Consider the following 13,930-nt stretch of genomic DNA (forward strand, 5'->3'; position numbering starts at 1 on the left):
CGATCGCGTCGTGCCGTGCCTCCACGCAAACAGTCCAGGCAAGCAAGGGAAAGGGCCCGACATCGGGCCCTTCCCATTCTACCGGACACTCGGTGCGGCTGGATCAGGTAGCGCCAATTGGCGGAGGGAATGACCGCTTTGACCGCCCCCTTATTTCAGCCCAATGGTCATGCCGCTGAGATCGGCATTGATCTGCAGGCCTACCTGCCGGCCTGTGAGCTGGAGCTCGGCGCCCTTGTCGTTGGTCATGACGATCACCTGAGCGCCTCTGCCGAGCGCGCCGCCGCCGCCCGCTGCGCCGTACACTCCCGCCACGTCGCGGGCGCGGCGAATGTGGCGCACTGTGCCTTTGAAATAGGTCTTGGAAGCCCCGAAGGCGAGGCCGCCCGAGATGCCCCCGATCGAGATGGGATAGTTGCGACCACGGAAGGTCAGCGTCCCTTCGCCGCCGGCGCCGCCGATGAAGAAGGCCGCCTTATAGATGGAGAAGCGGATCGTGCCGCTGTCGGCGTGAGCAGCGCTGGCAAAGCTCACGCCGACAGCGGCGATGACCGCAATCGCGGCTGAACGAATTCTGGACATGGTGAGACTCCTCGAAAGCGCCGATTGCCCAACCGGCAGGGCACGTCAGCGTTGTATCAAACGATAGCTGAACAGTCTCGCAGGTCTTTTGGTTCCAAGGCTGGCGGATTGAATCCGGTTGCGAGAGGACGCCACGAAAGCAGGCGGCATAGCGTCGTGTAGCTATCTCGGGGTCTCATCGGCTCGGTCAGCGCCTCCTCCGCGCGCTGCGGACTCAGGCGCCCAATTCTTGCCTGTGCGCGTTGACGAGGTCGGCCATGCTGTCGAAGCGGAAATCCACATTTGGCATGTCGCCGGGGTGCATCGTGGCGCCGAAGCCCTGGTCGGCATGACGGCGATAGATCCAGCACGATGCCAGGCCGACGCGATTGGCGGGAGCGTGATCATGGAACATGCTTTCGGCCGTGTGCAGGACTTGGCTTTTCTCCACCCCGATCGTCGCCAGCTTTTCGAGCATATAGTCGAAGTTGCGGGCGGAGGGCTTGTAGGAGCCGATGTCCTCTGCCGTGTATATCGCGTCGAAGTCGACGCCGAGCTTCTTGTTGCTGAACGAAAAGCTCTTGTTGTCGACATTGGAAAGGATGATCAGCTTGTAGTGCTGCTTGAGATACCGCAAGGCTTCCGCCGAGTCGGCAAAGGCCGGCCAATCCTTCACGCTTTCGCCATAGGCCGTGCATTCCTCTGCGGTGGCGACGACGCCCCATTCCTCGGCAAGCCGCTTGTAGACGATCGGCAGAAGGTCGCGGTAGCGTCTTGCCGGAGTCCATTTCTGCTGGCCGGATTCGTGCCGGGCATGCGCCTCGAGGATCTCGTCGCGGCTCAAACGGCGGCCGGCGCGCTCTGTCAGCGGCTTCAGGCCCTCGATCATGCCGGATTCCCAGTCGATGAGCGTGCCGTAGCAGTCGAAGGTCAGGGCCTTGAAATCGGTAAGCTTCACGGAATTGCACTCCTTGTTGGTGTCGCGTGATTATCCGGCAGGCTGCTCGCATGAGCTCAAACGCGCCTCGTCCTTCGATGCAGCGCTCCTCGATGCCGTCAGCCAGACACCGAACAGGGTCACCGCCAGGCCGAGGAACATCGCTCTCGATAGCGGTTCGCCGAAGATCAGCCACGCCCAGAGCATCGTCACCGGCGGGCTGAGATAGACCACGCTGCTGACCTGTGCGGCGGTGTAGTGACGCAGGCTCATATAGTAAACGCCGTAGCAGAAGAAGGTCGAGAACAGCACCAGCCACGCCATGCCGAATTGGAAACGCCCATCGAGCGGCGGTGTCAGGCCGCCGTTCCATTCGGCGCAGGCGGCAAAAAGGATCGCCGCCGTCAGGCATTGAATGCACAAGCTCTGATGGATGGGCATATCGATCGTCCTGATCCGCTTCTGCACCACGGTCGCCAGGGCGAACACCAGCATGGAAGCGATCGTGAGGACATAGGCCCAGACCGGTGCTTTGCCGAGACTGAGGCTGTCCAGGGAGACGATAAGGACGCCCGTTACGCCCAGGGCTGTTCCGATCCATTGTCTTGCGCTCAGCCGGTGGCCGAGAATGGGCTGCGACAGCGCCGCGATGGCGAGAGGGACAAGATCGGAGATCAGCGCGACAAGGCCGGTCGGAACGCGCTGGCCGATGGCAAGGGCGAATCCGCCTAGATAGAGGAACATCGTCGCCACGCCGAACGCCATCTGCTGCGCCAAGGCGCGCCCGCTGATGCGCTGCCCGATCAAAAGAGCAAATGGCAGAAGGATAAGTCCGGACAAAAAAGTCCGCCAGAACAGGACCAGCATGACGTCGGCGTTCTCGCTGGCGTAGCGGATGCCGACGAAGCCGGAGCTCCAGCTTAGGACCAGGGCTGCCGCCACGGTCGGCCATACCAGAGGATGAGGCTTGTTCTGCAGAAGCGTCATGGGCTGTCTTTATTCGAGCGGTGCGCCATGCTCCTGAAGCGGATCACCAGCGCTGTCTGGCGCAGACTTATGGCTGCACACTCGCTGCCTTGCACATGACAAATTTCGATAGGCTCATGAAACAGCTACGAACAATGACATAAATATTTGCCCGAAAACCCGCTCTGTGTCAGAGGTTTGGCGCGGTGCTTTCATTGCGAGCGAGGATTGTCATGGCTGGAATTATGAGCCGCCGCCTGGATGTCGATGCCCTGCGGGCGCTGGTCGCGATCGAGAAACATGGCGGTGTCACCCGTGCGGCCGAGGTTCTGGGTTTGTCGCAATCGGCCGTCAGCCACAAGATGAGGCGGCTGGAAGCGAGCCTCGACTGCGAAATCCTCAGCCGGAAGCCAAACGCGCCGCTGTTCACCACGGCCGGGCACGATCTCCTGGGTTATGCGCGGCGCATCCTGGGAATTCATGACGAGGCGGTACTGAGCCTCTCGAAAAGCACGCTGCAAGGCAAGATCGCGCTGGGAATGACCGAGGATACGACCTGCACGGATCTCTCGCGCATTCTTGGCCGGTTCCGCAGGCTTCATCCCGAGGTGAGCGTCCGTACGCAAGTGCGCATGAGCCTCGTCTTGCGGGAGCAGCTCAGCCAGGGGGCCCTTGACGCCGCGATCGTCCAGCTGTTCCAGCACGAGGTTCGCCCTGCCGACATCGTCCTCTACCGCGAGACGCTGCACTGGGTGAAGTCGCCGGATCTGGTCCTGTCGAAGGAAAAGCCGATCCCGTTCCTGTCCTTCGACGAGAACTGCTTCTATCGGCGCTGGGGCCTCGATCTTGGGCAGGACGAGGGAACGGTGTTCGAGACCGTGTTCGAATGCTCCAGCGCAGCCGGGATCGTCGCCGGCGTGACCTCCGGGCTCGGCGTCGCGCTCTTGAGCCAGCGGCACCTGCAACCCGGCATGGAGATCGTCGACAAACACTTCCCCAAGCCGCCGGACCTGGCCTATGTGATCAGGCGCGCACGCAACTCCCGAAATCCCGCGCTGGAGACTTTGGTCAGGGAGATCGAAGCCGAAGTCAAACGCTACGGGGCGCTTCAGATCGCCGTTTGAAACCGTCGTGCTGGCCAGGAGCGTGACGAGGCCGTCACAGATCACGCAGCGGCGCGATTCACTGGTATCCTGAAAGAATGCTGGGATGGAATTAGGCATGGCGAAGCTCGTCTTCGGAATGAATCAGTCACTGGACGGCTATGTCGACCACGAGGCATTTGCGCCCGATCCCGCGCTCTTTCGTCACTGGATAGAGCAAGTGCGCGGCCTGACGGGCAGCGTGTACGGCCGTCGCATGTACGAGGTCATGCGCTACTGGGACGAGGACCGTTCCGAGTGGACCCCTGAGCTCCGCGAATTCGCGACGGCGTGGCGGAGCCAGCCGAAGTGGGTCGTGTCGAGCACGCTGCAGTCCGTTGGCCCCAACGCCACGCTTGTCGAAGGCGGCCTGGCGGAGATGATCCGTGACCTGAAGGCTCGGCTCGCTGGGGAGATCGCCGTTTCCGGACCGGACCTGGCGCGAAGCCTGACCGACCTCGGGCTTATCGATGAGTATCGTCTCTACATCCATCCCGTCGTGCTTGGTCACGGAAAGCCATTCTTCGCCGGCCCCCGGCCGCCGCTCCGCCTCGTGGCCAGTGATTTGATCGGGGAGGAGGCGATCAGGTTGACTTATGTTCCCGCGTAGGCACGCAACTCCCCGACGGAGGGCGCCGTCGCGTCGCGCGGAGCGCCCGCTCACCTCTCCGCAAACGCGCGGGCGAACGAATCCACCATCGGCCGCGCCAGATACTCGAAGAAGGTCCGGTCGCCGGTGTTGATGAAGGCTTCGACCGGCGTTCCCGGATAGAGTTGCTCCGGCTTGACGCCGGGCGGGAGCGCGTCGGCGATCTTCAGCTTGGCGCGGAAATAGGGTTCGTGGGTAGCCTGGTCGATCAGCCGGTCGGCCGAGATCTGCGTCACGGTCGCCGATACCTCTGGCGTCAGCCGCGTGTTGAGCGCTGACAGCCTGAGCTTCGCCGGCTGGCCGACGCGCACCTGATCGACGTCTTTCGGCCGCAGCTTGGCATCGACGTTGAGGCCTGATGCGGTGGGCAGGAGCTCCATGATCTTTTCGCCGGGCGCGATCACGCTGCCTTTCGAATTATAGGTGGAGGACACCACGATGCCCGCCGCCGGCGCCTTGATCGTCGTGCGCTGAAGCACCGCTTCGGCTGCCCTGATCTGCTCCTCGATGTCGGCGAGGTTGGTGCGCACCTCGTCGAGTTTGGTCAGCGCTTCCTCCACGCGCTGCGTGGTCAGTCGCTCGACCTGCACCTGCGCCTCGACGATCTGGCTGTTGGCCCCGGCAAGATTGGCCTCCAGCGCGCCGGCCTGGCCGACGAGATCGGCTTCCGAGCGCAGCAGCTGCGAATATTCGGTGCGGTTGGTGAGGCCCTTGTCGAGCAGGCCTGTCTTGATGCCGAGCTCCTTCTTCACGACATCGGCCTGCTGCTGGATGGCGAGCTTCTGGGCGTTCAAGCCCACGACCGACTCGCGATGCATGGCGACCCGCTGCGCCATGATCGATTGCTCCGACCGGAACCGGGCGAGCCTGGCGTCGAACTCCTTCTGCTGCTCGCGGATGAGGTTTTGGAAATCCTGCTGGAACGGCGCCGGCGCTGCCTCGGTGATCGGCGCGAGCCTGTCCAGCCCGTCGCGCTCGGCCTCCAGCCGCGCCATGCTCGCCTTGAGCGCGATCGACTGCCTGGTCAGACGGTTGAGCTCGGCTTGCGCAGCCGTCCGGTCGAGCAGGATGAGGTCCTGGCCCTGTTGCACGCGGTCGCCCTCGCGGACCAGCAGCTGCTGGATGATGCCGCCCTCGGGCTGCTGGATGAGAATGTTGCCGCCCGTCGCCGAGATCGTGCCCTGCGTGATCACCGCGCCGGACAGCGGCGCGCTCACCGCCCAATAGCCGAAGCCGCCCGCGAAGAGCGAGATTGCCGCATACCCTATGAAGGCCACGCGCCGGAAGTCGGTGCGCGGCTGTCCATCCCAGGCAAGGCTCTCGATCGTCATCGTCTAGGATCCGAAGCGGATGCCGTGCGTGCGGATCATCGGCGCGAATGATCCGGTCACCACCGTCCCCTGCTGGGCGGCCGGGGCGTTGCCGGCGCCTCTATCGACAGTGGACCGCCGCAGCACCTCGGCGCTTGGGCCGAAGGCCTCGATCACACCGCCGCGCAGAACCATCACGCGGTCGCAGGCCGTGGCGATGGCCGGGCGATGCGTGATCACGAGGATCGTGACGCCCGCCGCTCGCGCGGCGACCAGCACCACTTCGAGCGCCGCCTCGCCGCTGCCGTCGAGATGGGAACTGGGCTCGTCGAGCACGAGAATGCGCGGGTTGCCGTAGAAGGCGCGCGCCAGCCCGATCCTCTGGCGCTCGCCACCCGAGAGCGTCCTGTCGGAAGGGCCGATCATTGTCTGGTAGCCGTCACGCTGCGCCAGGATCAACTCATGCGCCTGGGCGCGCCTGGCGGCCTCGACGATCGCGGCGTCCTCGGCCTGCGCGTCGAAGCGGGCGACATTGTCGCCGATCGTGCCGGGAAAGAGCTCCACCTCCTGCGCCAGGTAGCCGATCTGTCGCCCGAGCTGTTTTTCCTCCCAGGTCCTGAGGTCGGCGCCATCGATCCTCACTGCGCCCCCGGTCGGCTGCGCGGCACCGACAAGCAGCCGCGCCAGCGTCGATTTGCCGGCGCCGCTCGGCCCGACGATCGCCACCGCTTCGCCGGCGCCGATCTGGAAATTCAGCCGCTTGAGGATAGGTTCGGTGCCGGGCTGTGCGTTCGGTGCCATGAAGAAAACGTCCTGCACCGAAATCGCGCCTAATGGATCGGGGAGCGCCAGTTTCCGCTTCCCAGCCGGATGCGCAGCAAGCGCCGTCTCCAGCCGCTTCCAGGCGCGCTTTGCCTCGACGATTTGCCGCCAGGCGCCGATCAACTGGTCGAGCGGCTGCAGCGCGCGCGACGACACCAGCGAGGAGGCGAAGATCATACCCGCCGTCATCTGCCCCTCGAGCACCAGCCACGCGCCGGCGCCGAGGATCGCCAGCTGCAGCATCATGCGCAGCGCCCGCGAGGCGCCGCTGAAGATCGCATTGGCGCTCGAGGAACGGTCGTAAAGCGTGAGCGCTGCCCCGACATGCCGCCCCCAGACCCGAGCGGCGTTCTCGACCATGCCCATGGCGCGCAGCGTTTCGGCATTGCGGGCAAAGACCTGTTCCGCATGGCTCGCCAACGCCGAGCGTTCCGCGGACATGGCATCGTTCCGGCCAATGGCGAGCTGGTTCGCGACGACAAGGACGAGCAGAAGCACCGCGCCGGCGACTGTCACCCAGAACAGCACCGGATGGATCAGATAGAGCAAAGCGAGGAAGACGGGCGCAAAGGGCAGGTCGAACAGCACCGCCACGCCGCGCGACCGGACGAAGGCGCAGACCGAGGCGAGATCACGCAGCGGCGACAGGCCGCCGGCATATTTGGGCGCCAGCGAGAGGGCGAATGTCCTTGCCCCGAGCTTCCTGTCGACGGCGGCCGCGACGCGCTGCGTGTAGACGGCGCGGATCGCGTCCAGCAGTCCGAGGAAAGCGAGCGCAAGAACCGCAATCGCCGACAGATAGACCAGCGTCTCGACGCTGGAGGAGGGCAGCACGCGGTCATAGACCTGAAGCAGATAAAGCGGGATCACCAGAAGCAGGATGTTGATCAACAGCGAGAAGAGCCCGACATCGCCGACGGCGCGCAGGAACACCGCCCGCAGGCTCGACGGTGCAGTCATATCGGCCGCCGCTGCATGATCCCGGGACATCGAACCGATCGCCTGAAAATCTTAAGCGTGGCCCCCAAACTCGGAACCGTGATGCAGCGTGCTGCTGCCGAAGCTGTGCGTGGCAGTGCTGTGCGTTGCGGTGGTGGTGCTGCTGGTGGCGATCAGGGGGTTAGCCTCCACAGCGTCCAGCGTATAGGCGCGGATGTAGTCGATCTTCATCTCAGCCGGTGTGGCAAGATGATCCGGCGGCGCGCCAGCCTGGCCGCCGATCGCAAGATTGACCAGCATGTACATGGGCTTGTCCATGTCCGAGGGCGTCGCCGCTTCCGCGACCTGCACGCCGTCATAGGTCCAGACAAGCTTGTCCGGCGTCCACAGCAGGCCATAGGTGTGGAAACCGGCAGTATCCATCGCATTCACCGTAGACCCGACCATGGTGTGCGTACCCGTCTCCATCGTATGCGCGGTCATCAGAAGCGAGTTCGGGGTCTGGCCGTATCTTTCGATGACGTCCAGCTCAGGCGGCCACGAGCCGTCTTCCGGCAGCAGCCAGAAGGCCGGCCAGGCGCCGGCGTTTTCCGGCAGGTCGGCGCGCATTTCGAAATAGCCGTATGTCTGCGAGAAGCTGTCATGCGTGGTCAGGATGCCGGACGTGTATTCGTAATTGTTGATCAGCGGCTTGATGTCCGCCGGCGCTTGCGCCGCGGTGATGGTGAGCACGCCGTTGTTCACGCTGAACGGGTGGACCGAGCTCGTCGGCGCGTAATTGGCGTCGATATACCATTGCAGCTCGTTGTTGGTGGCGAGCGTGCTGCCGTTCGGCGCGCCCCACCAGAAGTTGGTATCCCACGTGCCGCCTTGGCTGTTGTGGAGGTTCAGCGCGTTGAAGTCGTCGCTGAAAGACAGCGTCATGTCGGACTTGTCGATCGGCAGCTGGAATTGGCTGGGCTGCAGCTTGTCGATGGTCGTGTCCTTGAACATGAGGATCTCGCCGGATCCGAGGTTCAAGATGACGTTCGGTCCCGCCTGGATCATGTTCGAGTGGATGGCGTCGAAGGAAGTGAACCCATAGCCATCGAGACGGACGCTGTCAGTCGCGGCAAAATTGGCGATCAGGTCGCTTCCGTTGCCTTTCGCGATGATGAAAGTGTCGTAACCGCCGCCGCCATCGATCAGCACATCATTGCCCTTGCCGCCGTCCAGCGTCTGGTGGCCGGCCTTGGCGGTGATGATGTTGTCCAGGTCGTTTCCAAAAGCGTAGTTCTTGGCGTTGGTGACGATCAGGTTCTCGACATTGTCGGGAAGCGTGTAGCTCATCCATGTGCTGATGGTGTCGATGCCTGCCCCATAGCCCTCGGCCACCTTGTTGCCCGCGGCATAGAGATAATAGATGTCATCGCCGTAGCTCCCGTGCATGGTGACATTGACGCCGGAAGCTCCATAGAAGGTGTCGTTTCCGGAGGTGCCCCACAAGTCCGGTCCGGACCCCGCCGCCGAGTACCAATGGTTGGACGAGCCGCTATAGGGGAGAGGAACGCCTACGGCATTGACGAAGCTGCTCATCGGACAACCCTCCTCGCAATACACGGCTTGCTTGAATCGGCATGCGAACTCAACCGATCGCTAGCGGGTCAACTTGTAATTCCGGGTATCGTTCCAAGGAATTGTGTAATAGTACAGAGAAAATTTGCCGTTCGGCGATCAATTATTCGCAAGAAAAGAGAGTGAGAACGCCCTAATACAATTTGCACGCGAGGGCTCACTCAGTTTTACACAATATTACTAATTTCTTTTATCAAAAATTAAGCATCGCGGCGCGAGGAGTTCGCGTAGGCGGCACGACTCACCTGAGCGGCGGGGCCAGATCCGGCGGATGCTCGCCTGATGCATTCCGCGCTCAAAGGGCGGCGTCGTCGGCTCACGCCTTGCCCATCGCGATCGACTTGAGGAACGCGGCCGCCAGTCCCTTGGCAACGGCCTGGTCGAAGCCCGCTTCGCGCATCGTCTCGATCGCGGCCGCTGTCGTGCCGCGATAGCCGAGAAAGGCCTCGACCGTATCGGCCGGTGAAGCGTCGTTGAGCTCCAGCAGCCGGCCGGTTCCGGTGAGCACGGTGTTGACCGCGCGGCGCGCGACCTCCGGCTTGAGGCCGAAGGCCACGGCGTCGCGCATCATCGCTTCGGCGAGCAGGGCAGGGAAGGCGGGCCCCGAGCCCGTCAGCCCGGTGAGATAGTCGATGTCGCGCTCGCTGCCGACCTCATCCTCAACGCCGCAGGCTCCGAAGATCGCGCGCACGGTCGCGCGGTCCAATTCGGTGGCGTCGCCGCTCGCGATCCACGGCGTGTACGATTTGCCGACCTCGGCAGCCGCGTTGGGCAGCGTGCGCACCACGCGGCCGGTGCCGTGCTTCTCGCCGATCTCGGCCATCCGGATGCCGGCCATAACCGAAATCACTAGCTTGCCCTTGGCATCCAGCTCGAGCGACGGCCAGTCCTGCGGCCGCACGGAAAGCATGATGACGTCCGAGCGGTCGGCGAGCGCCTGGTTGTCGTCGCTCCAGAAGACGCCTGGAAAGCGATCCGGCTTGGTGCTCCGATAGGAGAGGGCGAGGTTCTCCGCCCGCACCACGCCGGCCGAAAGCGCGGCACCCGCGATCGCGCCGCCCAGCCAGCCGGCGCCGCCGACAATGCCCAGCCTGAGTGAAGCGCTCATTCGTGTCTCCCTTGCAGTCTTAACGGTGCGGGAGGCGGCGGCCATTGTCCAGCGGTCAGCCGCAGCCGCGTACCGGCGAGCGACAGCTGTGCCTGCCGAAACGAGCCTCAGTACCCCCGCATCAATCCACCATCGACGCGGATGTTCTCGCCGGTGATATAGGCCGCGCCGTCGGAAGCGAGGAAGGAGATCGTTGCCGCCACTTCCTCGGATGTGCCGTAGCGCTTCATCGGCACGCTCTGGCGGCGTTCCTCTACGCCGGGCAGGCTGTCGATCCAGCCCGGCAGCACGTTGTTGATGCGAATATTATCGGCCGCATAGGTGTCGGCAAAGATCTTGGTGAAGGCGGCGAGCCCGGCGCGCGCCACCGCCGAGGTCGGGAAGGCGACGCTCGGCTCGAACGCCCAGGCGGTCGAGATGTTGATGATGACGCCCGCCTTCTGCTTCTGCATCACCGGCGTCACCAGGCGGGTCGGTCGCACGACGTTGAGGAAATAGGTGTCGATGCCCTTGTGCCAGTCTTCGTCGCTGATCTCGATGATCTGCGCGCGCGGCCCGTGGCCGGCGCTGTTGACCAGCACGTCGATGCGGCCCCAGCGTTCCAGCGCGCCGTCGGTCAGCCGCTTCAGATCCTCGTTCGACTGGTTGGAGCCGGTGACGCCGAAACCGCCGAGTTCGTTGCCCAGCGCTTCGCCCTTACCGGAGGAGGAGAGCACGCCGACCTTGAAGCCGTCGGCGGCCAGCCGCTTCGCCGCCGCCGCGCCCATGCCGCTGCCCCCCGCCGTCACCAGAGCTACTTTTTCTCCTGCCATGTCGCTGTCCATCCTTGTTGAAAGCGCCTCTGTTAGCACGCGGCGGTGCAGGGCACGAACCGGTTTGGATTGCGCCACGATGCCGATTGGCGAAAGCGGACGCGGAGTCCGAACGCCATGCTCACACCTTGAAACCGCTCATCAGCGCCTTCGACACCACCGCACAGCGTCCGGGCTTCACGTCGCCCGCCTTCAGTGGCACGCCCTTTCCAGCCGGCACCGCCGGCCGGTACCAGCTCCGCAGCGCCTGGTCGCTGGCGCAATAGCCCCAATTGACGAGATCGATCGTCTCCTCGCTTCCCAGGAAATGAAGCGACGTGCCGATATCGGCAGGCGCGATTGCCGCGCTTTGCACGAAGCTCGGCTCGGCGGCGTCAGGCTTGCTGGCGATCGACCAGTAGACGCCGCGGGTGGCGGCATAGTCGGGCCGGGTCGCGTCATTGGGCAGGCCCTGGTCGTCGGCATCCTTCGCCGCCTGGAAGCGGGCGATGAGGTCGCGCCGCCGGAGCGAGCGCACCTGGTTGTCGGTGGTGTCGAGCACGCGCTTCAACTGCGAGAACCAGTTCCAGTAGCCGGAGCCGGACGCTCGCCAGGGCGCGCCGGCGTCGCTGACCAACAGCCAGCGGCAGCGCTTCAGCGCCGGCTCGATGCCGTGATTGTCATAGACGCCGCCATCGGTGAGCACGGCGCGGCCGGCCGGGACCGGCGGGCCGACGCTCGCGTCGAGCTTGTCGTTCTCCCACGCGAACTGAGTGAGGTCGAGCCTGAGCGGCGACAGAAACGGCGGGAAGGCAGACGACGCCGCGACCGCGGTCGCGACCGGCAGGTCCGCATGCTTGGCCATGCCGATCCGGTAATCGGCAATGTAGCGGTTGGACATGCGAAACAGCGAGCCGGTGCTGAGATTGCTCGAGCAGAACACGAACCACGGACGCCGGGTCAGGCTCTTCAGCGTCGGCACCTTGCCGTCGAACAGATGGCGCTCGTAGCAGGTGGCGACTTCGCGCGCCGCGCTCGAAAACGGGTTGAACACGCCCTTGAGGATCGACGGCGCGTCAAGGAAGACCTGCGAGAAAGCGAGGATTTTTTCGACGTAAAGCTCGCGGAAATTCGTGGCAACGCCGTCGGCAAAGCTGAGGCGCGGCCAGAGAACCGCAAGCAGCCCGGCGGCGATCGAGCCGCCCGAGACCGAACTGACCATGTCGATTTTCTGAAGCAGGCCGGCCTCGTTCAGCCGGCAGAGCACGCCGGCATGGAACAGCATGGCGCGATAGCCGCCGCCCGACAGGCAGAGGCCGAGCTCGTAATGCTCGACCTTGTCGTCAGCCGGTGACGATCCGGCTGGAATCGGCTCCATCGCGCCCCCCTTCTGCCTGTCCGTTCGGCATTCGAGCTCGGCTTTGCTCAATCCAGCCCAGCGCAGCCATTCTGGCAAGCGGGGGAAACGCGTAACGTCGCGGATTGGAAATCGGGCCGCGTGCCGGCCGCTCCGTCGCGGCCGGCTGCATAGACCCTGCGATCGATCTTTACTGACTGATCTCGGGCTCGACGAGCCTTGCCAGGTTCTTGAGCGACTCCTGCCAGCCGAGATAGCAGGCCTCGGCGGGGATGGCGTCCGGAATGCCGGCCTGGGTGATCTCCATCTCCGTGCCGACCGAGACTTTCTTCAACTTCACCGTCACCTGCATCTCGCCGGGCAGGTTGGGATCGTCGAACTTGTCGGTGTAGCGCACGAGCTCACCCGGAACGAGCTCGACATAGTCGCCGCCGAAAGCATGGCTTTCGCCCGTGGTGAAGTTGCGGAACGACATTTTGAAGTTGCCGCCGGCCTTTGCATCCAAGTGATGCACCGTGCAGGTGAAGCCGTTCGGCGGCAGCCATTTCGCCAGCGCGTCCGCCTCGATGAAAGCGCGATAGACTTTTTCAGGTTTGGTGGAAAGCACGAGGTGCAGGCGGACAGTGCTGGGCATTTCGTTTCTCCTGTTGATTGCCGGTCTATGCTCCTATGACGAACGGTGATTGGCCAGTCCGACATCGATGGTGAAGTTTTTTGATCGCTGCTGCCGATCTCTCGATGGGGAGATTATCCGAACCGGTTGCCTTGCACGCCGCGCACGCCGGGCCTGAGCGCGAACAGGCCGCCTTCGAAGGGGTTGGCGTCGAGATGCTCGGCGCTCATGGTGAAGCGCGCCGAGGTGACGAACAGCGTGTCGAGGCCGGGGCCGCCGAAGGCGCAGCTCGTCGGCCAGCTGCAGGGCAATTCGGCGATCCGGTCCAGCCTGCCGTCGGGCGCGATGCGGGCGAGGCAGCTTCCGCCAACCACCCGGCAGTTCCAGATATAGCCCTCTGCGTCAAGGCAGGAGCCGTCCGGCAGGCCGCGCTCGAAGCCGGTGAAGAAGGGGAGCGCCCGGCCGAGCCGTCCCGCCTTCTTGTCCCAGTCATAGCTGTAGAGCGCGTTCTTCGTCGTGTCGGCGGTGACGAAGCGTCCGTCGGGCAGCCACACCATCGTGTTGGTGATGCCGAACCGGTCTTCGCTGAGCGGCGTCGCTTTGCCCTCCCGGCCGACCCGGTAGAGCCGACCTTCATCGCTGGCGATGGGCACCGGCGCGTCGTCCGGGCCGATGTTGTTGGCCATCGTTCCAACCCAGAACGAACCGTCCGGCGCCACCACGCCCTCGTTGAGCCGCGTTCCCGGCCTGTCGTCCTCGATCGTCGCGAGCGTCCGGAACGGCCCATCGAAGTCCCATAGCGCGATCTCCTTGCGCAACCCGACGATCGCGCCGCCGTCGTTGCGCAGGCCGACCGAGGTCACGAGATCGGGCGTCTGCCAGCTTTCATGCGCGCCGCTCAGCGGATCCAGCCGATGGATCCTGCGGCCGATGATGTCGACCCAAACCAGCCTTTCGCGGCGCTCGTCCCACACCAGGCTTTCGCCGACCACGTCGCGCGCATCGAAGATCAGGCCGGCTTGCTTCTCGTGCATGGGGCGCCTCGGGGCAGGGTGTCAGAAAATCAGCTTGACATATATCTTTAAGCCGAAATATGAGCAATTCAACATCAACCTGTCATA

At 64.1% G+C, this 13,930-nt stretch carries 13 protein-coding genes; 2 read left to right on the top strand and 11 right to left on the bottom strand.

Going from position 1 to position 13,930, the window contains the following annotated elements; all coding sequences use genetic code 11:
- Nucleotides 1-150: 150 nt before the first annotated feature.
- From EOD29_RS10925 to EOD29_RS10935, 3 genes are all read right to left on the bottom strand, one after another.
- A complete protein-coding gene (locus tag EOD29_RS10925; protein WP_066993122.1) occupies nucleotides 151-582 on the bottom strand; it encodes a hypothetical protein in 432 nt (143 codons plus the stop codon).
- A 214-nt stretch (nucleotides 583-796) separates the two neighbouring features.
- Complete coding sequence (locus tag EOD29_RS10930; protein ID WP_127246725.1) at nucleotides 797-1,519, bottom strand: haloacid dehalogenase type II; 723 nt, start codon at nucleotides 1,517-1,519, stop codon at nucleotides 797-799.
- A 30-nt stretch (nucleotides 1,520-1,549) separates the two neighbouring features.
- Nucleotides 1,550-2,485 (bottom strand): DMT family transporter, encoded by a 936-nt coding sequence (locus tag EOD29_RS10935; RefSeq protein WP_095801458.1) that lies wholly within the window; start codon nucleotides 2,483-2,485, stop codon nucleotides 1,550-1,552.
- Between the two features lie 212 nt (nucleotides 2,486-2,697).
- Here EOD29_RS10935 and EOD29_RS10940 point away from each other — a divergent pair, with 212 nt between their 5' ends.
- Both EOD29_RS10940 and EOD29_RS10945 read left to right on the top strand, forming a co-directional pair.
- On the top strand, nucleotides 2,698-3,588 hold the full coding sequence (locus EOD29_RS10940; RefSeq protein ID WP_095801457.1) for a LysR family transcriptional regulator: 891 nt from the start codon (nucleotides 2,698-2,700) through the stop codon (nucleotides 3,586-3,588).
- Between the two features lie 97 nt (nucleotides 3,589-3,685).
- Nucleotides 3,686-4,216: a dihydrofolate reductase family protein gene (locus EOD29_RS10945; RefSeq protein WP_067322019.1), complete on the top strand. Its 531-nt coding sequence runs from the start codon at nucleotides 3,686-3,688 to the stop codon at nucleotides 4,214-4,216.
- 50 nt (nucleotides 4,217-4,266) lie between these two features.
- On the opposite strand, the gene EOD29_RS10950 is transcribed toward EOD29_RS10945, so the two are convergent.
- The 8 genes from EOD29_RS10950 to EOD29_RS10985 all read right to left on the bottom strand — a co-directional run bounded on the left by EOD29_RS10950 (nucleotide 4,267) and on the right by EOD29_RS10985 (nucleotide 13,843).
- Entirely contained in the window at nucleotides 4,267-5,586 is a 1,320-nt protein-coding gene (locus EOD29_RS10950; RefSeq protein WP_127246726.1) for an HlyD family type I secretion periplasmic adaptor subunit, read from the bottom strand.
- Between the two features lie 3 nt (nucleotides 5,587-5,589).
- The gene (locus EOD29_RS10955; protein WP_245475311.1) at nucleotides 5,590-7,377 is read right to left on the bottom strand and encodes a type I secretion system permease/ATPase; all 1,788 of its coding nucleotides are present in this window, start codon (nucleotides 7,375-7,377) and stop codon (nucleotides 5,590-5,592) included.
- Between the two features lie 21 nt (nucleotides 7,378-7,398).
- On the bottom strand, nucleotides 7,399-8,901 hold the full coding sequence (locus EOD29_RS10960) for a family 16 glycosylhydrolase (protein WP_095824587.1): 1,503 nt from the start codon (nucleotides 8,899-8,901) through the stop codon (nucleotides 7,399-7,401).
- A gap of 355 nt (nucleotides 8,902-9,256) precedes the next feature.
- Nucleotides 9,257-10,048, bottom strand: a complete 792-nt coding sequence (locus EOD29_RS10965) for a pyrroline-5-carboxylate reductase dimerization domain-containing protein (protein ID WP_095824586.1) — start codon at nucleotides 10,046-10,048, stop codon at nucleotides 9,257-9,259.
- A 107-nt stretch (nucleotides 10,049-10,155) separates the two neighbouring features.
- Nucleotides 10,156-10,860 (bottom strand): SDR family oxidoreductase, encoded by a 705-nt coding sequence (locus EOD29_RS10970; RefSeq protein ID WP_067322013.1) that lies wholly within the window; start codon nucleotides 10,858-10,860, stop codon nucleotides 10,156-10,158.
- A 121-nt stretch (nucleotides 10,861-10,981) separates the two neighbouring features.
- The gene (locus EOD29_RS10975) at nucleotides 10,982-12,217 is read right to left on the bottom strand and encodes a patatin-like phospholipase family protein (RefSeq protein ID WP_067321727.1); all 1,236 of its coding nucleotides are present in this window, start codon (nucleotides 12,215-12,217) and stop codon (nucleotides 10,982-10,984) included.
- A 169-nt stretch (nucleotides 12,218-12,386) separates the two neighbouring features.
- Nucleotides 12,387-12,830, bottom strand: a complete 444-nt coding sequence (locus EOD29_RS10980; RefSeq protein WP_127246727.1) for an SRPBCC family protein — start codon at nucleotides 12,828-12,830, stop codon at nucleotides 12,387-12,389.
- Nucleotides 12,831-12,943: 113 nt separating this feature from the next.
- Entirely contained in the window at nucleotides 12,944-13,843 is a 900-nt protein-coding gene (locus EOD29_RS10985) for an SMP-30/gluconolactonase/LRE family protein (RefSeq protein WP_067321722.1), read from the bottom strand.
- Nucleotides 13,844-13,930 lie beyond the last annotated feature (87 nt).

This window comes from Mesorhizobium sp. M1A.T.Ca.IN.004.03.1.1 (assembly GCF_003997555.1).
Lineage (GTDB): Bacteria > Pseudomonadota > Alphaproteobacteria > Rhizobiales > Rhizobiaceae > Mesorhizobium.